General features: G+C 63.4%; 20 protein-coding genes. 10 read left to right on the top strand and 10 right to left on the bottom strand.

The genetic code is table 11. From position 1 onward, the window contains the following. Positions 1–97: 97 nt before the first annotated feature. From ACUXH0_RS14385 to ACUXH0_RS14340, 10 genes are all read right to left on the bottom strand, one after another. Positions 98–1,825 (bottom strand): PhoH family protein, encoded by a 1,728-nt coding sequence (locus ACUXH0_RS14385; RefSeq protein ID WP_004626505.1) that lies wholly within the window; start codon positions 1,823–1,825, stop codon positions 98–100. A gap of 463 nt (positions 1,826–2,288) precedes the next feature. After that, entirely contained in the window at positions 2,289–2,753 is a 465-nt protein-coding gene (locus ACUXH0_RS14380) for a peroxiredoxin (RefSeq protein WP_012435400.1), read from the bottom strand. A 95-nt stretch (positions 2,754–2,848) separates the two neighbouring features. Then, the gene (locus tag ACUXH0_RS14375) at positions 2,849–3,742 is read right to left on the bottom strand and encodes a 4-deoxy-4-formamido-L-arabinose-phosphoundecaprenol deformylase (RefSeq protein WP_012435401.1); all 894 of its coding nucleotides are present in this window, start codon (positions 3,740–3,742) and stop codon (positions 2,849–2,851) included. A 35-nt stretch (positions 3,743–3,777) separates the two neighbouring features. Beyond that, a complete protein-coding gene (locus ACUXH0_RS14370) occupies positions 3,778–4,836 on the bottom strand; it encodes a bifunctional UDP-4-keto-pentose/UDP-xylose synthase (RefSeq protein WP_004626510.1) in 1,059 nt (352 codons plus the stop codon). Between the two features lie 16 nt (positions 4,837–4,852). After that, entirely contained in the window at positions 4,853–5,782 is a 930-nt protein-coding gene (locus tag ACUXH0_RS14365) for a formyltransferase (RefSeq protein WP_024541672.1), read from the bottom strand. An 8-nt stretch (positions 5,783–5,790) separates the two neighbouring features. Further along, positions 5,791–6,786 carry a glycosyltransferase gene (locus tag ACUXH0_RS14360; protein WP_004626514.1) on the bottom strand — a complete coding sequence of 332 codons (996 nt, stop codon included), beginning with the start codon at positions 6,784–6,786 and terminating at the stop codon, positions 5,791–5,793. A gap of 7 nt (positions 6,787–6,793) precedes the next feature. Next, positions 6,794–7,954 carry a DegT/DnrJ/EryC1/StrS family aminotransferase gene (locus tag ACUXH0_RS14355; RefSeq protein WP_012435404.1) on the bottom strand — a complete coding sequence of 387 codons (1,161 nt, stop codon included), beginning with the start codon at positions 7,952–7,954 and terminating at the stop codon, positions 6,794–6,796. A gap of 40 nt (positions 7,955–7,994) precedes the next feature. Continuing rightward, positions 7,995–8,366: an SMR family transporter gene (locus ACUXH0_RS14350; protein WP_012435405.1), complete on the bottom strand. Its 372-nt coding sequence runs from the start codon at positions 8,364–8,366 to the stop codon at positions 7,995–7,997. Between the two features lie 126 nt (positions 8,367–8,492). Next, the gene (locus tag ACUXH0_RS14345; RefSeq protein WP_012435406.1) at positions 8,493–10,163 is read right to left on the bottom strand and encodes a glycosyltransferase family 39 protein; all 1,671 of its coding nucleotides are present in this window, start codon (positions 10,161–10,163) and stop codon (positions 8,493–8,495) included. Positions 10,164–10,167: 4 nt separating this feature from the next. After that, positions 10,168–10,548 (bottom strand): Mth938-like domain-containing protein, encoded by a 381-nt coding sequence (locus ACUXH0_RS14340; RefSeq protein ID WP_004626524.1) that lies wholly within the window; start codon positions 10,546–10,548, stop codon positions 10,168–10,170. Between the two features lie 298 nt (positions 10,549–10,846). On the opposite strand from ACUXH0_RS14340, the gene ACUXH0_RS14335 reads away from it, so the two are divergent. The 10 genes from ACUXH0_RS14335 (at position 10,847) to clpB (ending at position 23,217) form a co-directional block, all read left to right on the top strand. After that, positions 10,847–12,088: a pyridoxal phosphate-dependent aminotransferase gene (locus ACUXH0_RS14335; protein ID WP_182594121.1), complete on the top strand. Its 1,242-nt coding sequence runs from the start codon at positions 10,847–10,849 to the stop codon at positions 12,086–12,088. Positions 12,089–12,186: 98 nt separating this feature from the next. Next, a complete protein-coding gene (locus ACUXH0_RS14330) occupies positions 12,187–13,506 on the top strand; it encodes a homoserine dehydrogenase (RefSeq protein WP_004626528.1) in 1,320 nt (439 codons plus the stop codon). A 15-nt stretch (positions 13,507–13,521) separates the two neighbouring features. Continuing rightward, positions 13,522–14,967 (top strand): threonine synthase, encoded by a 1,446-nt coding sequence (thrC, locus tag ACUXH0_RS14325; protein WP_004626529.1) that lies wholly within the window; start codon positions 13,522–13,524, stop codon positions 14,965–14,967. Between the two features lie 4 nt (positions 14,968–14,971). Further along, the gene (locus ACUXH0_RS14320; protein WP_012435408.1) at positions 14,972–15,589 is read left to right on the top strand and encodes a uracil-DNA glycosylase family protein; all 618 of its coding nucleotides are present in this window, start codon (positions 14,972–14,974) and stop codon (positions 15,587–15,589) included. Positions 15,590–15,670: 81 nt separating this feature from the next. Further along, positions 15,671–16,930 carry a molybdopterin molybdotransferase MoeA gene (locus ACUXH0_RS14315; protein WP_012435409.1) on the top strand — a complete coding sequence of 420 codons (1,260 nt, stop codon included), beginning with the start codon at positions 15,671–15,673 and terminating at the stop codon, positions 16,928–16,930. A gap of 12 nt (positions 16,931–16,942) precedes the next feature. Further along, positions 16,943–17,200 (top strand): molybdopterin converting factor subunit 1, encoded by a 258-nt coding sequence (moaD, locus tag ACUXH0_RS14310; RefSeq protein ID WP_004626535.1) that lies wholly within the window; start codon positions 16,943–16,945, stop codon positions 17,198–17,200. A gap of 16 nt (positions 17,201–17,216) precedes the next feature. Next, the gene (locus ACUXH0_RS14305) at positions 17,217–17,738 is read left to right on the top strand and encodes a molybdenum cofactor biosynthesis protein MoaE (RefSeq protein ID WP_004626536.1); all 522 of its coding nucleotides are present in this window, start codon (positions 17,217–17,219) and stop codon (positions 17,736–17,738) included. Positions 17,739–17,753: 15 nt separating this feature from the next. Next, the gene (gene crcB, locus ACUXH0_RS14300) at positions 17,754–18,134 is read left to right on the top strand and encodes a fluoride efflux transporter CrcB (RefSeq protein ID WP_012435410.1); all 381 of its coding nucleotides are present in this window, start codon (positions 17,754–17,756) and stop codon (positions 18,132–18,134) included. 146 nt (positions 18,135–18,280) lie between these two features. Beyond that, positions 18,281–20,458 carry a 3-hydroxybutyrate oligomer hydrolase family protein gene (locus ACUXH0_RS14295; RefSeq protein WP_012435411.1) on the top strand — a complete coding sequence of 726 codons (2,178 nt, stop codon included), beginning with the start codon at positions 18,281–18,283 and terminating at the stop codon, positions 20,456–20,458. Between the two features lie 170 nt (positions 20,459–20,628). Continuing rightward, complete coding sequence (gene clpB, locus ACUXH0_RS14290) at positions 20,629–23,217, top strand: ATP-dependent chaperone ClpB (protein WP_012435412.1); 2,589 nt, start codon at positions 20,629–20,631, stop codon at positions 23,215–23,217. Positions 23,218–23,497 lie beyond the last annotated feature (280 nt).

The following is a 23,497-nucleotide window of genomic DNA, read 5'->3' as shown; positions in this document are numbered from 1 at the left end:
AGAGAGGTGCCGAAGATGCAGCAAAAAAAAGGCCACGCAATCGCGAGGCCCGATGGCACAACGGTTTGCGGCTGATGACGTTGCCGCGATGTGATTTCTAAAGCACGTCTGAGGCGTGATCTGCGAGTCGCGAACGCTCACCGCGCGCCAGCGTGATATGCCCGCTGTGGCTCCATCCCTTGAAGCGATCCACCACGTAAGTCAGGCCCGACGAGCCTTCCGTCAGATAGGGCGTGTCGATCTGCGCGATGTTCCCCAGGCAGACGATCTTGGTGCCGGGGCCCGCGCGCGTGACCAGCGTCTTCATCTGCTTGGGCGTCAGGTTTTGCGCCTCGTCGATGATCAGGAACTTGTTGACGAAGGTGCGGCCGCGCATGAAGTTCATGCTCTTGACCTTGATGCGCGAGCGGATCAACTCCTGCGTGGCGGCACGGCCCCACTCGCCGGCATTGTCGTCGGACTTTTGCAGGACCTCGAGGTTGTCGTCGAAGGCGCCCATCCACGGCTGCATCTTTTCTTCTTCCGTGCCGGGCAGGAAGCCGATGTCTTCACCCACAGGCACCGTGGCGCGCGTGATGATGATCTCGTTGTAGAGCTTCTGATCCAGCACCTGCTCCAGGCCTGCCGCCAGTGCCAGCAGCGTCTTGCCCGTACCAGCCTGGCCAAGCAGCGAAACGAAGTCGACTTCCGGATGCATCAGCAGGTTCAGCGCGAAGTTCTGCTCACGGTTGCGCGCGGTCACGCCCCAGACGTTGTTCTTCTGGTGCGTGTAGTCCTTGAGCGTCTGCAGCACGGCGGTTTTGCCGTTCAGCTCCTTGACTTGCGCATACAGCGGCAGACTGCCGTCATTCGGTTCAAGGAAGACAAACTGGTTGACCAGGAACGATGGCACCAGCGGGCCGGACAAGCGGTAGAACGTCGTACCCGTCTTGGGGTCCTGCCAGCTCTCGATGTTTTTGCCGTGCTTCTGCCAGAAGTCCGCCGGCAGGGCCATGATGCCGCTGTAGAGCAGGTCGGTGTCTTCCAGCACGCGGTCGTTGAAGTAGTCCTCCGCCGGCAGGCCGAGGGCGCGCGCCTTGATCCGCATGTTGATGTCCTTGGACACCAGCACGACGGATCGATCCGGACGTTGCTGCTGCAACGCGGCCACCACGCCCAGGATCTGATTGTCGGCCTTGCCCTGCGGCAGACCGTCGGGCAGCTTGATGTCATTCAGACGCGTCTGGAAGAACAGGCGCCCCTGCGCATCGCGGTTGCCGAGCTTGGCGAGCGGCAGGCCGTCGTCCATGACGCCATCGGTGCCCGCCACAAGCTGGTCGAGCGTGCGACTGACCGTACGGGCATTGCGCGCGACTTCGCTCATGCCCTTCTTGTGGTTGTCCAGCTCTTCCAACGTCATCATCGGCAGATAGACGTCGTGCTCTTCAAAACGGAAGAGCGATGTCGGATCGTGCATCAGCACGTTGGTGTCGAGCACGAACAGCTTGGTCGGGCCCTCATCGCGGCGAGCGCGGCGGCGGGCAGCGGTTTCGGTCGATTTGCCGGCTGCGCTCACCTTGTCAACCGCCTTGGCGACGATGCCGGCGTGTTCGCGTGGGCCCTCTTTCGCCATGGGGGAAGCTTCGCCCGAGCGGGCGCGGGCCGGGCTGGCTGCATTGCGTTTAGGTTGCGCACGGCCGGTTTCTGATAACGCCTCGCGCTCGAGCGCTGGCACCGGTTTTCGAGGTTCCTGACCCGCCTTCGGCTTTCCGGCTTTGCCGAAAGGCTTGAATTCAGCCGGGTCAAGCAATTGGGCTGGCTGGGTGGGCATGGTCGGCAGCGGCATGCTTCGATTACCTCTCTGGGTGGAACAACGACGAAACACCGCCCGCGCACGTGGCGAGGCGGTGCTGGCGGAAAACGCGGGAAAACGGATGGGCGCGTCGCGACGTTTGACGCGCAGACGACGGCCACAAAAAAGCCGCCATGACCTGCGAGAGGTGAGGCGGCCTGGATGAACGCCACGACAAGCTGCACGATTCGGACGTTCTGCCCAGCCTGCTTGCCGGGAAAAACGCAGAAGCGGTATCAGGCCAACTTGGCCGCCGGTACCGTCGTGGGCTATCGGAATGGCATCCGGATTTCGTACTCATCGGTTCCGACTGTATCGGAAGCTTTTGTGATTTGCAATCTGTCACATGTGACGTGTGGTGCGGCGCAAACTGATCACGACGGACGATGCGAAATCGACGGAAAAGCAAACGCCAGAAGCCGTACGGGCGCTTTTCCGACGGGTGGCTACCTTGCTGTTACAGCGCGCGTACCGCCGTCAGAACATCATCCACATGGTTGGGCACTTTCACGCCACGCCATTCCCTGCGCAGCACGCCCTTGTTGTCGATCAGGAATGTGCTGCGCTCGATGCCGCGCACGTCCTTGCCGTACATCTTCTTCATCTTGATCGTGTCAAAGATGTTGCAGACGGCTTCGTCGGCGTCGGAAATCAGCTCGAACGGCATCTCCAGTTTCGCCTTGAAGTTTTCGTGCGATTTCAGGCTGTCGCGCGAGATGCCGAACACCACGGCGCCGGCGGCTTCAAAGGCGTCGTACTGGTCACGGAAGTTCATCGCCTCGGTGGTGCAGCCGGGGGTGTTGTCCTTCGGATAGAAATACAGCACGACGATCTTGCCGCGCTGTGACGCCGGCGAGAACGTGATGCCACTGGTGGCCGGTGCGGAGAAATCGGGAAGAGGCTGGTCGAGCGTGACAGGCATGGTGTGTTCCGGAAAACCGCGGGGAAGAGACGGAAAGCTCGTGGACGGGCAATGCTCAGGCGCTGCGCCTGCCGCCCGACTGGAGATCGTGAGGATCAGGCCGGTTGAACGATCAGGCTGCCGCTGCGGCCGGCAACTTCGCCCCACGTGACGGGCTGCACGGGCAGGGTACTGCGATCGAGCGTTGCGTAGTAATCGCCCATCGACCCAAGCCGATGGCCTTGCGCGCGCCAGCCTCGCAGCAACTCGCTGAAGATCGGGGCGAGTTTCTGCCCTTCAAGTTCTGCATGCAAGGTAAATACCTGGTCGCGGTCGGACTCGGTCATCTTCAGGATGTGCCGGGCGACGTTGTCGAGGGTGATGTCTTCCACGCCAATCAGTTCGTCCAGCGTAGGCAGCGTGGTCGGCAATTGCACGTGGTTCAGCGCTTTGCCGTCAACGCTCGGGATGTACGGATGCGTGCCCCGGCCGTCGGAGGCGTAGGCCATGCCCCAGTTGTCGATCTGGCGGAAGGCGTGGTCGTTCATCTGCCAGCCCGCAGCGCCGTGCGTCACGGGAGGCTTGCCGAATACCTGGGTGAAACGCGCGTGAGCCGCGGTCATTTGGCGCGCGGTCCAGCCGGCATCGCGCTGGCGCACGTTGTCCTGCCAGAGAACGTGGTCCCACGTGTGGATGCCAGTCTCGAAACCTGCTTCGCCAATGGCGCGCATTTCGGCAGCGGCTTTGCGGCCGATGTCTGGTCCGGGCAGCAGCACGCCGTACATCAGCGTACGAAAGCCGTAATGCTCGACGACTGACGTGCGGGAGACTTTTTTCAGGAAACCGGGGCGGAAGGCCCGGCGCAGCGCCCAGCCGGTGTGATCCGGGCCGAGGCTGAAAAGGAAGGTTGCGCCAGCTTCGTGCTCGCGCAGCATGCGCGCGAGGTTGGGTACGCCTTCGCGGGTGCCGCGCAGGGTGTCGACGTCAATCTTGAGGACGATGAGGGCCATGAACCTGCGCGGAAGGTGCGACTGAGATGCGGCTTTTACTTGTTGCCGTTGCCGTCTTCGACCAGGCTGCGGGCTTCAGCCACGTGCGTGCGATACGCTTCGAAGATGTTCGCCAGCGCGTCCTTCATCACGGTGGTCGGCTTCCAGCCGAGGTCTTCCATGGTGTTGGCGATCTTCGGCACGCGGTTCTGCACGTCCTGGTAGCCGGTGCCGTAGTAGGCGCCGGAGGTCGTTTCCACCAGTTGGACCTGCTTGGCGGTGTCCTTGTACTCGTCGATCTTGGCGGCTTGTTCCAGCATCATGTTGGCCAGCTCGCGCACCGAGTAGTTGTTTGACGGGTTGCCAATGTTATAGATCTTGCCCGAGGCCACGCCGTCCTTGTTGGCGATGATGCGTACCAGTGCGTCGATGCCGTCATCGATATACGTGAAGGCGCGTTTCTGGCTGCCGCCGTCGACGAGCTTGATGTTCTCGCCGCGCACGATGTGACCGAGGAATTGCGTCACAACGCGCGACGAACCTTCCTTCGGGGTGTAGATCGAGTCGAGGCCCGGGCCGATCCAGTTGAACGGACGGAACAGCGTGAAGTTCAGGCCTTCCATGCCGTAACCCCAGATCACGCGGTCCATCAACTGCTTGGAGCATGCGTAGATCCAGCGCGGCTTGTTGATCGGGCCGTAGACCAGCGGCGAGGCTTCTGGATCGAATTCCGAATCGCTGCACATGCCGTAGACCTCGGAGGTCGACGGGAAGACCAGGTGCTTGCCGTACTTGGCTGCCGAGCGAACGATCGGCAGGTTGGCTTCAAAGTCCAGTTCGAACACGCGCAGCGGGTCTTTGACGTAGGTCGACGGCGTGGCGATGGCCACCAGCGGCAGGATCACGTCGCACTTCTTCACGTGATACTCGACCCACTCCTTGTTGATGGTGATGTCACCCTCGAAGAAATGCATGCGGGGGTGGTTGACCAGGTCGCCCAGACGCTCGGTCTGCATGTCCATGCCATAGACCTCCCAATCGGTGGTCTCCAGGATGCGCTTGGACAGGTGGTGGCCGATGAAGCCGTTGACGCCGAGGATCAGTACTTTTTTCATGAAGGCAAACTCAAGATCAGGAGAGGGCGAGCTGGCTGGCGAGCTGCTGCGCAGTCACGACAGACGTTCCGCTGGCAGCTTGGGGCTCGACGCGCCAGAGCTCGTGAATGGCGATGGCTCCCCCATCGCCGCACACGCCGAACATCGCATTATCCACGACGTGCAGGCCCGGCGGCAAATTCGTAAAGGTTTGATGCGCCAGACGGGCTCGAGCGACAACGTAGCGCTCGCTGCTGGCGTCCGTAAAGGCGCCAGGGTAGGGCGGCGCCACGGCACGGATCAGGTTGTAGACCTGCTGGGCCGGTTTGGACCAGTCGATCCGGCCGTCTTCGGGTTTGCGGCCGCCGAAATAGCTGCCGTTGGCCAACACGTTCGGGTGCCGCGGAATGTGCCCGGCAATCATCGCGGGAAGCGCACGCCACAGGGTTTGCTCGGCCGCCACCGTGGCCTTCTCGAACACTTCGTGCGAGGTGTCGTCCGGCAGGATCGGCACGATGGTCTGGTCGACGATGTAACCGGCATCGGGCTTTTCGACCATCTCGTGCAGGGTGGCGCCGGTCTCGGTCTCGCCGTGCAGAACCGCCCAGTTGATGGGCACGCGGCCACGGTACTTGGGCAGCAGCGAACCGTGCATGTTGAACGCGCCGAATTTGGCAAGGCTCAACAGGCGCATCGGGATCATGTGCCGGTAATAGAATGAAAAGATAAAGTCCGGCGCAATGGCGGCGATCCGGGCGTGCAGGTCTTCACCGTTTGCATTGTCTGGCGTGATGTAGGGGATACCCAGTTCTTGTGCGGTCGCGCGCACGCTGCCGAACCAGATGTTCTCGGTGGCATTGTCTTCGTGCGTGACAACGAGTTCGACCTGGATGCCGCGGGCGGCCAGCACGCGCAGGCAGCGTACCCCGACGTTGTGATACGCAAAAACGACGGCGCGCCGCTTGATGTCGGAACTCATGCAACACCTCGCTGCGAGCCCGTCTTCAGATCGGCAGCGCCTGCTTCATGCAAATGTGAGGTTTCCTCCAGCACGCCCTGCACCAGATAGCGCGGGCGCTCACGCACCTGTTGATAGATGCGGCCGATGTATTCGCCCAGCAAGCCGATACCAAACAGCAGTACGCCCATCAGGAAGAACGTGATGGCGAACAGCGTGAACACGCCCTGGACTTCAGCGCCCAGGACGAACCGCCGTACCACCAGCAGGATGAACAGGACCGCCGAGGCGAACGACAGCAGCATCCCGATCGCCGAGAACCATTGCAGCGGTACCACCGAGAAGCCCGTCACCAGGTCGAAATTCAAGCGTACGAGCTTGTACAGCGAGTACTTCGACTCGCCCGCGAAGCGCTCTTCGTGGTCGACTTCGATTTCGGTGGGGTTCTTGCTGAAGGTGTAGGCCAGCGCCGGGATGAAGGTGTTGACTTCGCGGCAGCGGTTGATGGTGTCGACGATGGTGCGGTTGTAGGCGCGCAGCATGCAGCCCTGGTCGGTCATCTTGATGTGCGTGATGCGCTCGCGAAGCGAGTTCATCGCACGCGACGCGGTGCGGCGGAACCAGCTGTCCTGGCGCACGCGCCGGATGGTACCGACGTAGTCGTAGCCTTCGTCGAGCTTTTCCACCAGGCGGCCGATTTCCTCCGGCGGGTTCTGCAGGTCGGCATCGAGCGTGACGACGCGTTCGCCGCGCGCATGTTCGAAGCCGGCCAGGATGGCCATGTGCTGGCCATAGTTGCCGTTGAACAGCACGACGCGCGTGCTGTCCGGGCGCGCGCGGAACTGTTCGGCCAGCATGGCGGCGGAGCGGTCGCGGCTGCCGTCGTTGACGAACACGACTTCGTACGAAATGCCGAGTGCATCGAGTGCGGGATACAAGCGCGCAAACAGCGCGGCGAGCCCGTCTTCTTCGTTGTAAACAGGAATGACGACCGAGAGAGCGGGTGTCTTCATTATTGGATTATTGGTACTGGGCGCAAAGTTGGCGGACCGCGCTGACCACGCGATCCACATCGGAATCTTCCATGCCGGCAAACATCGGCAGCGTAACGATGGCACGGCCAATGCGTTCGGCCACCGGGAACATGCCCGGCTTCCAGCCGAGTTCGCGATAGAGCTTGAACAGGTGGATCGGCGGATAGTGCACGCCCGCGCCGATGCCCAGCGTCTTCAGGCCAGCCATGAACCCGGCGCGATCGACCTTCAGGCGATCCAGCGGCAGCACGATCTGGAACATGTGCCAGTTGGTATTCGTAAAGTTCTCCACCGGCAGCTCGACGCCGAACGACTCGATGTCGGCTGCGCGCATGCCGGCAAAGTAGCGGCGGGCTAGCGCTGCGCGGCGTGCAGTGACGGCTTCCAACTGAGCGAACTGGCCCAGGCCGATGGCGGCATTCACGTCCGTCAGGTTGAACTTGCCGCCCACCAGATCGACTTCCATGCCGTCAAAGCCGGTGCGCACGACGCCTTGCAGGCGATATTTTTCGGCCAGCACGGCTTCTTCGTGCGTGTTGAGCACCAGCGCACCGCCTTCGATGGTGGTGATGTTCTTGTTGGCCTGGAAGCTGAAGCTGACCAGGTCGCCGATCTGTCCGATGCGCTTGTCGCCCCAGCGCGAACCAATGGCCTGTGCAGCGTCTTCCACCACGCGCAGCTTATGGCGGCGCGCGATGTCGTACAGACGATCCATATCCACGGGCAGCCCAGACAGATACACCGGAATGATCGCCTTGGTACGCGGCGTGATGGCGGCCTCGACCTTGTCCAAGTCGATGTTGCGCGTCACGGGGTCGATGTCGACGAAGACGGGCTTGGCACCGACCGTCAGCACCACGTTGGACGTGGCGACCCACGAGATCGGCGTGGTAATCACCTCGTCGCCGGGGCCGATGCCCGCGATGCGCAGCGCGACTTCCATCGTGGCCGTGCCATTGGCGAATGTGCGCACGATGCGGCCGCCGAAGTATTCCGACAGCGCGGCTTCGAATGCGGCAACCTTGGGGCCCGAGGTGATCCAGCCCGAGCGCAGCACATCGGCCACGGCGGCGATGGTCGCCTCGTCAATGGTCGGGCGTACAAAGGGCAGGAACGGCAGCTCGGCAGTGGCGGTGGTTTGCGTCATGACTTGAATAGGGTTGGGTACTGGGCGCGCGCAGATCGGCTCACGAGCGAGCCAGCACAAGCACGCCGACGAGGATGATTGCGATGCCGATCAGGCGCTGCACCGACAGCACTTCGCCAAACAGATACCACGCCAGGAAGGCGTTGACTACGTAGCCCAGCGAGAGCATCGGATACGCGATGGTCACATCCACGCGCGACAGCCCGAGAATCCACACCACCACCGAGATGACGTAGCACGACAGGCCGCCAACGATGGGCCACTGCGTTGCAAGCTTGATGCCGATCGGCAGGATGTTGTCGGCCGAAAACGCAAAGCGGCCGATATTGTTGACGCCCGCCTTGAGTAGCAGTTGAGCGCAGGCATTGAGCATGACGCCTGTCAGGATCAGCCCGAAAGTGACCAGATTCATGTGTTCTTTTGATGTTTTGCAGACTGCGGCGGTTTCCCCGTGCGGATGTTCTCAATCCCGCCGTCGGGGCGCATGTTACGACAATTCCGCTTGCGCGCCCCTTTCGAGAATCCGTGGCGGTAAAACCTAGTTGCGCCGGACAATCACGCGGCGGGCATCGCGGGCGATCACGATCATCGGTACGCTCTGGGCTGTCAGCCGGTCATAGGTGCCCGGTCCCATCATGGCGACAGCTTGGCCGCCGGCTTTCCAGCGGGCCACGAACGCTTCGGTGGTCGGAACCCATTTGGCCGGCTCCTGTTCGACGCCAAAGGCCAATTCGTCGGGTTCCTGCACCATGATGATGGCCCTGCCGAGGTAAAACGGCATTGTATGGTCCAGACGCTCCACCGCATAGAACGGAACGTCTGGCTTGAGCCACGCCTTGACGGCCGGTACGAGATCGATACCCGACATGGAGCGCCCAAATGCCTCGTGACCGAGCATCGCCGCTGTAAAGGTAAGGAACCAAGCGCACGCAAATGCAGCCACGCTTTCAAAGCGCCTGTCCGCCAGGCGAAGCGCGAGCCACGTCAACCCGGCTCCCGCCACGAACGCCACAACCAGGAACATCGCAAACCTAGAAAACACTGCGTTCGGGTACATCTCCGACGACATGGTTGCCACGTAACCGCTGGCCGCAAGGCCAACCAGTGCCAGCGCCAGGAAGGCCTTGAGTTGCCAGCGCCATGCGGGCTCGCTGGTGTGCTCGAGCACCAAGGCCGCCAGAATCGCCAGCGCGGGAATGATCGGGAAGATGTAACCCGGCAGCTTCGAGTCCGAAATGCTGAAAAACGCGAAGATCAGGACGGCCCACAGGCCGAGCACCAGCGTCGGGCGGAAGCCGTTACTCGCGGTTTCGGCGCGCGCCATGGTTAGGCGCGCGGCGCCGGGCAATTGTGCCAGCCAAGGCAGGAAACCGGCGACCAGCAGAGGAACGAAATACCAGAGCGGCGCGTTGCGGTTGTGCACGGTCGACGTGAAGCGCTGGAAGTGCTCGTGCACGAAGAAGAACCAGGCGAATTCGGGGTTGCGCATCGAGATCAACACAAACCACGGCGCGCCCACGGCAAAGAAGACGATCAGTCCGGTCAGAAGATGCAATCGTTTCCACAGGGCCCAGTCGCGCGCGATCAGCGTGTAGACCACGAGCACAAAGCCTGGCAGCACCACGCCGATCAGGCCCTTGCTCAGCACCGCGAGCGCCATCGACGCCCAGCAGGCCCACATCCAGCCGCGTTGTTGAGCGCGTGTGGCATCCGGATGCTGGGCGAGCAGCAGCGCACCCAGCGCCATCGTCATGCAGCCGGCCACGCCCATGTCGAGCGAATTGAAGTGCGAACCGACGTTCCACAGGGGCGCGCTCACGAGCACCAGCCCGCTGATGATCGCCGTCCGCTTGCCCCACCAGCGCGCCGCCGCCAGCATCGTGAACACAATGCCGACGATGCCGGAAAGCGCGGTGAACAGGCGCGCCTGCCAGTCGCCGATGCCGAACAGCGTATAGGCGAGTGCGGTGCCCCACATCTGCAGCGGCGGCTTTTCGAAATACTTCAGGGCGTTGTAGCGGATGGTTACCCAGTCGCCGGAGACGAACATCTCGCGCGCGATTTCGGCGTAGCGGCCTTCGTCGGTGGGAATCAGGTGCCGATAGCCCAGCGTACCGAGCCAGACAGCGAGCAACGCAGCAGCCAGCAGCCACAGGGAGGCATTGCGCCAGGGTAGGGAGGGCGCTTGAGCGGTGCGGTCGATCGGCATGCGGTCAGGCACGCTCGATCAGCAGGGCGGCGGCCACCTTGCGGCCTTCCAGCATCAGGATGTTGTACGTGCGACCGGCCGCCTGCAGGTCCATGGCGTCTACGCCGATGCGCTTTTCGGTGAGCGGCACCGTCAGCCGCGGGTGCGGGAAGCGCAGCTTGTTGCCAGTTCCGAAGATCACCACTTCGGCGCCCAGTTCGAGCAGGCGGGCGAAATGCTCGGACGTCAGGTCTTCAAATCGCGACACATCCCACGGCACCACGGCGCCTTCAGGCATTACCAGCACGGAGTGCTCGTAGCGCATCTTGTTGATTTCGATATAGCCGTCGCCATAGCCGGTAACGGTATTGAGAATGGTCGACGAATCGGATGAATGGAGCTTCAAGGCGGGAATCCTATCGGGCGCGATGACCGCGGCACACAAGGCAGCATGCGGACAAAGGCGCTAGGTTTCAGACTTCCGGGCCGCTTTCGCTGCGTTGCAAAAATGCGCGCCTAAGTCTGTCATAATGGGCTAAATTATATCTTTTTCTCTCCTTCGCCCGCCGCGCCATAAGCGATGTCCGGCAAGGAACAAGCGCAGCGGCGCCTGCCGCTGTGTGGCGTTACCGTCGCCGCTTTGCTGCGCCACAGAATGCCCCGTAGTTCAAGCCCGTTCAACGTCGCCAATCGCCGCCTTGCCCGTGAAAACGATCCAGAAATCCGCCAAGCTCAACAACGTCTGCTATGACATTCGCGGCCCAGTGCTCGAGAAGGCCAAGCAGATGGAAGAAGACGGCCACAAGATCATCAAGCTGAATATCGGCAACCTTGCCCCATTCGGTTTCGATGCCCCGGAAGAGATCCAGCTGGACATGATCCGTAACCTGCCCAATTCGGCCGGCTATTCGGATTCCAAGGGCATCTTCGCGGCGCGCAAGGCGGTGATGCACTACACGCAGGAACAGGGCATCAAGAACGTCACGCTGGACGACATCTATCTGGGCAATGGCGCGTCCGAGCTGATTTCGCTGGCCACCAACGCGCTGCTCGATGCCGGCGACGAGCTGCTGCTGCCGGCTCCCGACTACCCGCTGTGGACCGCCGTGACCAGCCTCTCGGGCGGCACGCCGGTGCACTACACGTGCGACGAAGCCAACGGCTGGATGCCGGACCTGGACGACATCCGCGCCAAGATCACGCCCAACACCAAGGGCATCGTCGTCATCAACCCGAACAACCCGACCGGCGCATTGTATTCAGACGAGCTGCTGCTGGGCATCGTCGCCATTGCGCGGGAGCACGGCCTGGTGATCTTCGCCGATGAGGTGTACGACAAGGTTCTGTTCGACGACAACAAGCACACCGCGATCGGTTCGCTGTCGGAAGACGTGCTGACGGTGACGTTCAACAGCCTCTCGAAGAGCTACCGCTCGTGCGGTTACCGCGCGGGCTGGATGGTCGTGTCCGGCGACAAGCGCCCGGCCAAGGATTACATCGAAGGCCTGAACATGCTCTCGTCGATGCGTCTGTGCGCTAACGTGCCGGGCCAGTGGGCGATCCAGACCGCGCTGGGCGGCTACCAGAGCATCAAGGACCTGGTGGCGCCGGGCGGCCGCATGCGCCGTCAGCGCGACCTTGCGCACGAACTGATCACGGCGATTCCGGGCGTGACCTGCGTGAAGCCCAAGGCTGCGCTGTATATGTTCCCGCGCCTGGACCCGGTGGTGTACCCGATCGAAGACGATCAGACCTTCATCCGCCAACTGCTGGAAGAAGAACGTGTGCTGCTGGTGCAGGGCACAGGCTTCAACTGGCACTCGCCGGATCACTTCCGCATCGTCTTCCTGCCCCACGAAGACGACCTTCGCGAAGCGATCGGCCGAATTTCGCGCTTCCTGGAGCGGTACCGTCAGCGTCACGGTACTGGCATCCGGGCCGCATAACATCGGTCTTCCGCCAGATCAGTAATTGCGGGGCAGACCGAGGTGTCTGCCCTGTGTTTTTTTGCCTTTCGCTTTTTCGTTTCTTTACGACACGTCTCATGAATCCCATCAAGATCGGCCTGCTCGGGCTCGGTACCGTCGGTGGCGGTACCCTCAAGGTTCTGCAACGGAACCAGGAAGAAATCCGCCGTCGCGCGGGTCGCGGCATTGAAGTCGCCATGATTGCCGTGCGCAATCTCGACCGGGCCCGTGCCATCGTGCAGGAGGCCGGTGCGACCGTGCCGGTGGTGAACGACCCGTTTGCGATTGTGGATTCGCCCGAGATCGATATCGTCGTGGAGCTGATCGGCGGCTATGACCTGACGCGCGAGCTGGTGCTGCGCGCCATCGCCAACGGCAAGCACGTTGTCACCGCCAACAAGGCGCTGCTGGCCGTGCATGGCAACGAAATCTTCAAGGCCGCGCAGGACAAGGGCGTGATGGTGGCATTCGAAGCCGCCGTGGCCGGTGGCATCCCCATCATCAAGGCGCTGCGCGAAGGTCTGACGGCCAACCGCATCGAGTGGATCGCGGGCATCATCAACGGCACCACGAATTTCATCCTGTCCGAGATGCGTGACAAGGGTCTGGATTTCGATACGGTGCTCAAGGAAGCCCAGCGCCTGGGCTACGCTGAAGCCGATCCGACGTTCGACATCGAAGGTTTTGACGCCGCGCACAAGCTCACGCTCATGAGCGCCATCGCCTTTGGCGTGCCGGTGCAGTTCGAGCGCGCATATGTGGAAGGCATCACCAAGCTGGAAGCCGTCGACATCCGCTACGCCGAAGAACTGGGCTACCGCATCAAGCTGCTGGGCATCACGCGCCGTGTCGAGGCGGGCATCGAGCTGCGCGTGCATCCGACGCTGGTGCCGACCAAGCGCCTGATCGCCAACGTCGAAGGCGCGATGAATGCCGTGGTCGTCAACGGCGATGCCGTGGGCCCGACGCTGTACTACGGCAAGGGTGCCGGTGCTGAGCCGACCGCTTCGGCCGTGGTCGCCGATCTGGTGGACGTGACGCGCCTGCATACGGCTGACCCCGAGCACCGCGTGCCGCATCTGGCGTTCCAGCCGGACGCGCTGTCCGACACGCCGGTACTGCCGATCGACGAAGTGCGTTCGAGTTACTACCTGCGCATGCGCGTGGCGGATGAAACCGGCGTGCTGGCCGACATCACGCGCATCCTAGCCGAGGGCGGCATCTCCATCGACGCGATGCTGCAGAAGGAATCGCGCGAAGGCGAGCCGCAGACCGACATCATCATGCTGTCGCATGTGACGGTGGAAAAACGCGTGAACGCCGCCATCGCCGCCATCGAAGCGTTGCCGACCGTGCTGTCGAAGGTCACGCGCATCCGCATGGAAGAACTGAACTAAGCGCAGGACATGAGCATGCAATACCGATCGACCCGCGGCCACGCAGAGCCGCAAAGCTTCTCCCGCATCCTGCTGGGCGGCCTGGCGCCGGACGGTGGCCTGTACCTGCCTGAGCAATACCCGCAAGTCAGCGTTGATGAACTGACCCGCTGGCGCGACCTGCCGTACGCCGACCTCGCGTTCGAAATCCTGCGCAAGTTCGCCACCGACATTCCCGAGGATGACCTGCGCGCACTGACCCGCCGCACCTACACGCCTGAGGTCTACAGCAACGCGCGCGCCGGCGACAATACCGCCGACATCACGCCGCTGCACAAGCTGGGCGAGGAGGGCGGCACGTCGCTGTCGCTGCTGTGCCTGTCCAACGGCCCGACGCTGGCCTTCAAGGACATGGCGATGCAGCTGCTGGGCAACCTGTTCGAATACGCGCTCGACCGTGAACACGCCGAGCTGAACATCCTCGGCGCCACCTCCGGCGACACGGGCAGCGCAGCCGAATACGCGATGCGCGGCAAGCGCGGCGTGCGTGTATTCATGCTGAGCCCGCATCGCAAGATGAGCGCGTTCCAGACCGCGCAGATGTTCAGCCTGCAAGACAAGAACATCTTCAACATCGCCATCGAAGGCGTGTTCGACGACGCGCAGGACATCGTCAAGGCGGTGTCGAACGATCTCGAATACAAGGCACGCCAGAAGATCGGCACGGTCAACTCGATCAACTGGGCGCGCGTCGTCGCCCAGGTCGTCTACTACTTCAAGGGCTACCTGCTGGCTGCCCCCAAGATTGGCGACAAGGTGTCGTTCTGCGTGCCGTCGGGCAATTTCGGCAATGTTTGCGCGGGCCACATCGCACGCATGATGGGTTTGCCGATCGACAAGCTGGTTGTGGCCACCAACGAGAACGACGTGCTCGACGAATTCTTCCGCACCGGCACGTACCGCGTGCGTTCGGCTGCCCAGACGTATCACACGTCCAGCCCCAGCATGGACATCAGCAAGGCGTCGAACTTCGAGCGCTTCGTGTTCGACCTGTTGGATCGTGATCCGGCGCGCCTCGCGCAACTCTTCCGCGACGTGGACGAAAAGGGCGGCTTTTCGATGACGGGCAAGCCGGAGTTCGACCGCATCGCCGAGTTCGGCTTTGTCTCGGGCCGCAGCTCGCACGAAGACCGCGTCGATACAATCCGCGATGTGTTTGCCACCTACGGCACCATGATCGACACCCACACTGCCGATGGCGTGAAAGTGGCGCGCGAGAACCTGACGCCGGGCGTGCCGATGGTGGTGCTGGAAACGGCGCTGCCGGCCAAATTTGGCGACACCATTCGCGAAGCGCTGGACCGCGAGCCGGAACGTCCGGCTGGCTACGCCGATATCGAATCGCTGCCGCAGCGCTTCGAAGTCATGCCGGCAGACGCTGACCGCATCAAGGTCTATATCGCCCAGCACACCGGTCTTTAAAGCGATGAAAGCAGTGCCGGATGACGTGGCCGGAGCAGCGTTCGCGCGCTGCCTGCACGACATCCGCGCCTGCCGCGAGTGCAAGGGCGCATTGGCGCACGAGCCTCGCCCGGTGGTCGTGGCGGACCGCCGCGCCCGTGTCCTGATCATCGGACAGGCGCCCGGCCGCATCGTCCACGAAACCGGTATTCCCTGGAACGACCGTTCTGGGGACCGCCTGCGCCAGTGGCTGCAGATCTCATACGACGATTTTTATGCCGACCGGCGCATCGCCGTGGTGCCGATGGGTTTTTGCTTCCCGGGCACCGGTGCGAATGGCGACTTGCCGCCCCGCCCGGAATGTGCACCCAGATGGCACCGGCCCCTGCTGACGGCGATGCCCGACGTGAAACTCGCGCTGCTGGTGGGCACGTATGCCCAGCGCAACTACCTCGACGTGCCGCGCGACTGGTCGCTGACCGACGTGGTGCGCAACGGCCCCGTGCAGGACGCCGACGGCCGTGTGCTCCTCCCGCTGCCGCATCCGAGCCCGCGCAATCTGGCCTGGTTCAAACACAACCCGTGGTTTGACGCGCACATCGTGCCGACGCTGCGGGCCGCGCTGGCCGACGCATTCGCTTGATACGCCTGGGCTGATGCATGGCATTGGCCTGGAACCGATACAATCGAAATCTCCTTTTCGATTTCGCTTTCCCATTCCCGCATGTCCGCCAACGATGCTCCCGCCGTCAAACCGTCCTTGTTGACGCTCGATGCGGCGCTGTCGCAACTGCTTGCCGCAGTGCGCGCTTTGCACGAGACCGAAACCGTGTCGACGTTGCACGCCAACGGGCGCGTGCTCGCGCAGGCCGTGCGCAGCAGCTTGAACGTGCCGCCCGCCGACAACACGCAGATGGACGGTTACGCCGTGCGCGCCGCCGACATCACCGCGCCGGGTGCCCGCCTGAAGGTGGCGCAGCGCATTCCCGCGGGCCACGTCGGCCAACGGCTGAATCCGGGCGAGGCGGCGCGTATCTTTACCGGCGCGCTGATCCCGCCAGGCGCCGACGCGGTGGTCATGCAGGAGCAATGCAAGGCTGACCCGGACACGGGCACCGTCACCATTGACCACGTACCCGAATCCGGCGAATGGATCCGCCGCGCCGGCGAGGACATCGCCGACGGCGCCGAGATCCTGCCGCGCGGCACGCGCCTTGGCCCGCAGCAACTCGGCCTGGCGGCTTCGGTCGGCTGCGCCAACCTGCACGTGGTGCGTCGTCCGCGCGTGGCCGTGTTCTTCACCGGCGACGAGCTTGCCATGCCCGGCGAGCCGCTCAAGCCCGGCGCCATCTACAACTCCAATCGCTTTACGCTGCGCGCGCTGCTGGAAAACCTCGGCTGCGACATCACCGATTTCGGCATCGTGCCCGACACGCTGCAGGCCACGCGCGACACGCTGCGCGAAGCGGCCGAGGAGCACGACCTCATCATCACCTCCGGGGGCGTGTCGGTGGGCGAAGAAGACCACATCAAGCCCGCCGTGGAAGCTGAAGGGCGCCTGAACCTATGGCAGATCGCCATCAAGCCGGGCAAGCCGCTGGCCTTTGGCGAGGTTCGCCGCCCCGAAGGCATGGTGGGCGGCCCCACCGCATTTTTCATTGGGCTGCCGGGCAACCCGGTGTCGAGCTTCGTCACCTTCCTGCTGTTCGTGCGGCCGTTCATCCTGCGCCTGCAGGGCGTGGCCGATGTGGCCACGAAACGCATCCCGATGCGCGCCGACTTTGCGCTGCCCAAGGGCGATCGCCGCAACGAGTTCCTGCGTGCGCGCATCAACGCCAACGGTGGGCTGGACCTGTTCCCGAATCAAAGCTCGGGCGTGCTGACCTCCACCGTGTGGGGTGATGGCCTGATCGACAACCCGCCCAACCAGCCGATCGCGCAGGGCGATGTTGTCAGCTTCCTGCCGTTTGCAGGCCTGGTGTAAGGAGCGATGGCCATGCAGATCGAGCTTCGTTTCTTTGCCAGCGTGCGTGAACAGCTGGGAACCTCGCAGGAGCGGGTGGTTGTGCCGGAAGCGGTGCGCACCGTGGGCGATGTGCGCCGCTGGCTCGCGCAGCGGGGTCCGGTCTGGGGCGAAACGCTGGCCGAAGGCCGTGCGCTGCGCATGGCGGTGGACCACCAGATCGTACCGGCCGATACCGCCGTGCACGACGGCTGCGAAGTCGCCTTCTTCCCGCCCGTGACCGGCGGCTGAGCGCAGGAGACCGACCATGTCCGTCCGCGTACAGGAAGCCGACTTCGACCTCGGCGCCGAGATTGCAGCGCTCCGTGCCGGCCGCCCGAACATTGGCGCGGTGGCCAGCTTCATCGGCACGGTGCGAGATATCAACGACGGCACAGGTGTGTCGGAGATGGAGCTGGAGCACTATCCCGGCATGACCGAAAAGGCGCTCGCCGATATTGTGAGCGCGGCCATGCAGCGCTGGGAGCTGATCGACGCGCTTGTCATCCACCGCGTTGGCAAGCTCAAGCCGCAAGACCAGATCGTGCTGGTGGCGGTCGCGTCCAAGCACCGCGGGGAATCCTTTGCCGCGTGCGAATTCATCATGGATTACCTCAAGAGCGAGGCGCCGTTCTGGAAGAAGGAACAGACGCCCGAAGGCGCGCGCTGGGTTGATGCGCGTGTCACCGACGACAAGGCGCTCGCCCGCTGGGGCATTGCCACCTCCAACGGCGCGGCGAGCACGGCCAATCAGCCCGGCGCATCGGCGCAACCCAACGACTACGAATAACAAGGACGCGACCGCATGAGCGGAATGGGCTTTCTGGCAGTTGGGGTGGGTGCTGCGCTGGGAGCCTGGTTGCGCTGGGCGCTCGCCATCTTGTTGAACGCCGTCAATCCGGCCTTGCCGTATGGCACGCTGGCAGCCAATCTGGTGGGGGGCTACCTGATCGGCGTTGCGGTGGGTTTTTTCGATACGCATGCGGGGCTGCCACCGGAATGGCGTTTGCTGGTCATCACCGGTTTTCTGGGCGGGCTCACCACGTTCTCGACGTTTTCCGGCGAGGTTGTCGCCAACATCCTGGCCGGCGACCACGTGATCGGCGTGCTGCACATCGTGGCGCATCTGGGCGGCTCGCTGTTTCTCACCATGCTGGGTTTCTGGACGGTGCGCACGTTCAGTTGATGGCAAGGCCGATCGCGCGAGTTGAGTTGTAAATGAGAAGTTTGATTCACATACTGGTAGTGCCTGCGGTGGCGTAGGGACGTGCAGTATCGAGGGCCGCCGTGGGTTGCTTTGTGTTGTTCCATCCATAACGAGAAGGAGACGCAATGAAACCAACCCGAACGGCGCGCCTGCGAAGGCACGTCTCGCCAAGCAACCTCATCGCTGTCGGAGCCGTGCTGCTGGCCGGCTGCGGCGTGTTGAGCGCCTGCGGCGGCAGCAATGACGGCAACAACGTGCCGGGCAATACCAAGCCCGCCTTTGCCGGCAAGGTGACCATCAACCGGTACGACGGCATATCAGACGACCTGCTGACCGCCGGCCTGGGCGCAAGCGGCCTGGCTTCGGCCACTGCGCCCGCCATCGCCAACCCCACGGCGCCCACGGCAGCCGAGCTGCGCCGCCTGGCGATCTACGCCAACTACCGTGCGCTGGTCGACACGGCGGCCAAGGGCGGCTACGGCACGCTCTATGGCCCGAACGTCGATGCCAGCGGCAACGTCACGCAGGGCTCCGGCATGATCCCCGGCACCGAATACGTGACGTACTCCGACGACGGCACAGGGCAGCAGAACGTCGTGCTGCTCGTGCAGATTCCGGACAGCTTCGACGTCAACAACCCCTGCATCATCACCGCCACCTCGTCGGGCTCGCGCGGCATCTATGGCGCGATTTCCACCGGCGAGTGGGGCCTCAAGCGCAAGTGCGCCGTTGCTTATACCGACAAGGGCACCGGCGCCGGGCCGCACGACCTGGCTACGGACACCGTCGCCCTGCAGGACGGCACGCGCACCACGCGCAGCGCAGCCGGGTCGAACGCGCACTTTGCTGCGCCGCTCACCAGCAGCCAGTTGGCTGCCTTCAATTCGGCCACGCCGAACCGGCTGGCGTTCAAGCATGCGCATTCGCAGCGCAACCCAGAGAAGGATTGGGGCTTGTTCACGCTGCAGGCCGTGCAGTTCGCGTTCTGGGCGATCAACGACAAGATCGCTGGGACGAGCGGTGCGCTGGTCGGCAGCGCACTGCCGGTCCGTCCGGACAACACCATCGTCATCGCGTCGAGCATCTCCAACGGCGGCGGGGCGGCCATCGCGGCGGCAGAGCAGGACACCGGCGGGTGGATCGACGGGGTGGCCGTCGGCGAGCCCGGCCTGAACCTGCCGCCCAACACCGGTGTGCAGGTCGTGCGCGGCGGCACCACGCTGCCGACGACTGGCAAACCGCTGTTCGACTACGTGAGCTATGCCAATGTATTCCGGCTGTGCGCGGCGTCGTCTGCGAGCGTTGCCACCGCACCCGCGCAGGCGTTCTTTACGAGCCTCACGACGTTCCCGGCAGGCGTGCAGGCCAATCGCTGCGCCGCGCTCAAGGCGGCTGGGCTGCTGACGTCCACCACGGCGGCTGCCCAGGCCGACGAAGCGCTGCAGAAGATGCGCACCTACGGCTGGGAACCGGAGTCGGACCTGGTGCATGCGTCAATGTCGTTCTACGAGATCGACCCATCGGTGTCGACCACATTTGGCAACGCGCTTTCTCGCGCCAGCGTGACCGACAACCTGTGCGGGCTGAGTTTCGCGGCAACCGACGCGTCGTTCCATCCGACGGCGGTGAACGCCACGGCGCTTGCGCAGATGGCGGCGGTTGGCAACGGCATTCCGCCCACCTCCGGCGTGCAACTCGTCAACAACAACGCCCAGGGCGGCCCGACGCGCAGCAACCAATCGGTCGACTCCACCGGCACGCAGGCCGCCAACCTCGATGGCGCGCTTTGCCTGCGCAACCTGTTGACGGGCGCCGATGCCGCTTCACAGTCGCTGCAGGCCGGCATCAGCCAGACGTTGCGCACCGGCAACCTGCAGGGCAAGCCGGCGTTGATCGTGCAGGGCCGCAACGACGCGCTGCTGCCGGTCAACCATGGTTCGCGGCCTTACCTGGGGCTGAACGCCAGGGTGGAGGGCGGCTCGAGCAAGCTGTCGTATATCGAGGTGATGAACGCGCAGCATTTCGATGGCTTCATCGACCTCGTGCCTGGTTACGACACGCTCTTCGTGCCGCTGGTGCTGTATGAGCAGCGCGCGCTGGACGCCATGTACGCCAACCTGAAGAACGGCACGCCGCTGCCGCCTTCACAGGTGGTGCGCACCACTCCGCGCGGTGGTACGCCCGGTGCTGCACCGGCCATCAACGCGGCCAACGTGCCGAACTTCACGAGCACACCGGCCGCGGGCGACCGCATCTCGGTGACTGTGTCGGGCGGCGTTGCGACGGTATCGGTGCCCAACTGATGCGATAGCCAGGACGGTATTGACGCACTTGGGACGGCGGCGTGGCCTGCAGGCGCGCCGCCGTTTGTTCTGGCGCAAATCTGCGTCAAAACTCGCGTTTCCATGCTTGAAATGCCACCGAAGCTCCCTATCTTTCGGAGCAGTGAAACATTTTCCGCAAGGGGTTTTTAATGCGTTTGGACAAATTGACCACCCGCTTCCAGGAAGCGCTGGCCGACGCGCAGAGCCTGGCGCTGGGCAACGACAATCCGTACATCGAACCCGTCCACCTGTTGCTGGCCATGCTGCGCCAGCCGGATGGGGCCACCAAGAACCTGCTGGCCCGTGCGGGCGTCAATACCGGCGCCCTCGACACGGCGCTGGACCGTGCCATCAAGCATCTGCCGCAGGTGCAGGGTGGCGAACAGGTGCAGGTCGGCCGTGATCTGGGCAACCTGCTGCAGCAAACCGAGAAGGAAGGCATCAAGCGCGGCGACCAGTTCATCGCCAGCGAGCTGTTCCTGCTGGCCGCGGCTGACGACAAGGGTGAGGCCGGGCGCATTGCGCGCGAGCACGGCCTGTCGCGCAAGCCGCTCGAAGCCGCCATCGACGCCGTGCGCGGCGGCCAGACCGTCGGCAGCGCCGAGGCCGAAAGCCAGCGCGAAGCGCTCAAGAAGTACACCATCGACCTGACCGAAATGGCCCGGATCGGCAAGCTGGACCCCGTCATCGGCCGCGATGATGAGATCCGCCGTGCCATCCAGATCCTGCAGCGCCGCACCAAGAACAACCCGGTGCTGATCGGCGAGCCGGGCGTGGGCAAGACGGCCATCGTCGAAGGCCTGGCGCAGCGCATCATCAACGGCGAGGTGCCTGAAAGCCTGAAGAACAAGCGCGTGCTGGTGCTTGACATGGCAGGCCTGCTGGCCGGTGCCAAGTACCGCGGCGAGTTCGAGGAACGCCTGAAGGCGGTGCTCAACGACATCGCCAAGGAAGAGGGCCAGACCATTCTCTTCATCGACGAAATCCACACCATGGTGGGCGCGGGCAAGGCCGAAGGCGCGATGGATGCCGGCAACATGCTCAAGCCGGCGCTTGCGCGCGGCGAGCTGCATTGCATCGGCGCGACCACGCTGGATGAATACCGCAAGTACATCGAGAAAGACGCCGCGCTGGAGCGCCGCTTCCAGAAGGTGCTCGTGGGCGAGCCGAGCGTGGAGGCCACCATCGCCATCCTGCGCGGCCTGCAGGAGAAGTACGAACTGCACCACGGCGTGGAGATCACCGACCCGGCGATCGTGGCCGCGGCTGAACTCAGCCACCGCTACATCACCGACCGCTTCCTGCCGGACAAGGCCATCGACCTGATCGACGAAGCTGCGGCGCGCATCAAGATGGAAATCGACTCGAAACCCGAGGCGATGGACAAGCTCGACCGCCGACTGATCCAGCTCAAGATCGAGCGCGAAGCCGTCAAGAAGGAAACCGACGAGGCATCGCAGAAGCGCCTGGAGCTGATCGAGCAGGAAATCGAGCGTCTGCAGAAGGAGTACGCCGATCTGGATGAAATCTGGAAGGCCGAGAAGGGCGCCGCGCAAGGTGCGGCTGCGCTCAAGGAAGAGATCGACAAGATCAAGCTGGAGATCACCAAGCTGCAGCGCGAAGGCAAGCTCGAGAAAGTGGCCGAACTGCAATACGGCAAGCTGCCCGAGCTGGAAGGCAAGCTGAAGGCCGCCACCGCCGCCGAGTCTGCCGGCCAGAAGCAGCCGAACAAGCTGCTGCGCACGCAGGTGGGTGCCGAAGAGATTGCCGAAGTCGTCAGCCGCGCCACGGGCATCCCCGTGGCAAAGATGATGACCGGCGAGCGCGAGAAGCTGCTGAAGATGGAAGACCGCCTGCACGAGCGCGTGGTCGGCCAGGACGAGGCCGTGCGTTTGGTGTCGGATGCCATCCGCCGTTCACGCGCCGGCATTGCGGACGAGAACAAGCCCTATGGCTCGTTCCTGTTCCTGGGTCCGACGGGCGTCGGCAAGACCGAGCTGTGCAAGGCGCTGGCCGGCTTCCTGTTCGATTCGGAAGAGCACCTCATCCGCATCGACATGAGCGAGTTCATGGAGAAGCATTCCGTGAGCCGCCTGATTGGCGCGCCGCCGGGCTATGTCGGCTACGAGGAAGGTGGTTACCTGACCGAAGCCGTGCGTCGCAAGCCGTACAGCGTGGTGCTGCTCGATGAAGTGGAGAAGGCGCACCCGGACGTCTTCAACGTGCTGCTGCAAGTGCTGGACGATGGTCGCCTGACCGACGGCCAGGGCCGCACGGTGGACTTCAAGAACACGGTGATCGTGATGACGTCGAACCTCGGCTCGCAGCTCATCCAGCAGATGGCGACCGAACCGGCGGACGTGATCAAGGGTGCCGTGTGGCAGGAAGTGAAGACGCATTTCCGCCCCGAGTTCCTGAACCGGATCGACGAGGTGGTGGTGTTCCACGCGCTGGACCAACGCAACATCGAATCGATCGCGCGGATCCAGCTCAAGCGCTTGTCGGCACGCCTGGCGCACATGGACCTGGCGCTGGAAATCAGCGACGAAGCGGTGGCCAAGCTGGCCTCTGCGGGTTACGACCCGGTGTTTGGGGCACGGCCGTTGAAGCGGGCGATCCAGCAGCAGATTGAGAATCCGGTGGCGCGGATGATCCTGGAGGGCAAGTTCGCGCCTAAGGATGTGGTGCCGGTGGATTATCGGGACGGGCAGTTCTCGTTTGAGAGGATTGTGCACTAAGGCTGTTGCTGGGCTTCAAAGAACCGCTCTGGTTTTTCCAGAGCGGTTTTTTTTTGTTCTGTTTTTTTGTTGGTGGTGCATCTCTTGTTTCACCCCCTGCCGGGCCCGGAGGGTACGAGACAAGGGATGGACCATCATAGTTTTCCTTCAGCCACGAGCCTCACCGACCTATATGCAAAAAACGATGAACATTCCCTGAAACCATTCGTTCCCCGTACAAGACCCGCTCGGTAGTCTTGCTCCTATTCCAAATCCATCAGAGATCAGAAACGGAGCTGCA

It is taken from the genome of Ralstonia sp. 110700041-2 (assembly GCF_056280165.1).
This window is presented reverse-complemented; position numbering and strand designations above follow the sequence as displayed.

Coding starts and splice junctions, on each gene's coding strand:
- ACUXH0_RS14385 (WP_004626505.1), bottom strand. CDS start 1,825: ATGCCGCTGCCGACCATGCCCACCCAGCCAGCCCAATTGCTTGACCCG.
- ACUXH0_RS14380 (WP_012435400.1), bottom strand. CDS start 2,753: ATGCCTGTCACGCTCGACCAGCCTCTTCCCGATTTCTCCGCACCGGCC.
- ACUXH0_RS14375 (WP_012435401.1), bottom strand. CDS start 3,742: ATGGCCCTCATCGTCCTCAAGATTGACGTCGACACCCTGCGCGGCACC.
- ACUXH0_RS14370 (WP_004626510.1), bottom strand. CDS start 4,836: ATGAAAAAAGTACTGATCCTCGGCGTCAACGGCTTCATCGGCCACCAC.
- ACUXH0_RS14360 (WP_004626514.1), bottom strand. CDS start 6,786: ATGAAGACACCCGCTCTCTCGGTCGTCATTCCTGTTTACAACGAAGAA.
- ACUXH0_RS14355 (WP_012435404.1), bottom strand. CDS start 7,954: ATGACGCAAACCACCGCCACTGCCGAGCTGCCGTTCCTGCCCTTTGTA.
- ACUXH0_RS14350 (WP_012435405.1), bottom strand. CDS start 8,366: ATGAATCTGGTCACTTTCGGGCTGATCCTGACAGGCGTCATGCTCAAT.
- ACUXH0_RS14345 (WP_012435406.1), bottom strand. CDS start 10,163: ATGCCGATCGACCGCACCGCTCAAGCGCCCTCCCTACCCTGGCGCAAT.
- ACUXH0_RS14330 (WP_004626528.1), top strand. CDS start 12,187: ATGAATCCCATCAAGATCGGCCTGCTCGGGCTCGGTACCGTCGGTGGC.
- thrC (WP_004626529.1), top strand. CDS start 13,522: ATGCAATACCGATCGACCCGCGGCCACGCAGAGCCGCAAAGCTTCTCC.
- ACUXH0_RS14320 (WP_012435408.1), top strand. CDS start 14,972: ATGAAAGCAGTGCCGGATGACGTGGCCGGAGCAGCGTTCGCGCGCTGC.
- ACUXH0_RS14315 (WP_012435409.1), top strand. CDS start 15,671: ATGTCCGCCAACGATGCTCCCGCCGTCAAACCGTCCTTGTTGACGCTC.
- moaD (WP_004626535.1), top strand. CDS start 16,943: ATGCAGATCGAGCTTCGTTTCTTTGCCAGCGTGCGTGAACAGCTGGGA.
- ACUXH0_RS14305 (WP_004626536.1), top strand. CDS start 17,217: ATGTCCGTCCGCGTACAGGAAGCCGACTTCGACCTCGGCGCCGAGATT.
- crcB (WP_012435410.1), top strand. CDS start 17,754: ATGAGCGGAATGGGCTTTCTGGCAGTTGGGGTGGGTGCTGCGCTGGGA.
- ACUXH0_RS14295 (WP_012435411.1), top strand. CDS start 18,281: ATGAAACCAACCCGAACGGCGCGCCTGCGAAGGCACGTCTCGCCAAGC.
- clpB (WP_012435412.1), top strand. CDS start 20,629: ATGCGTTTGGACAAATTGACCACCCGCTTCCAGGAAGCGCTGGCCGAC.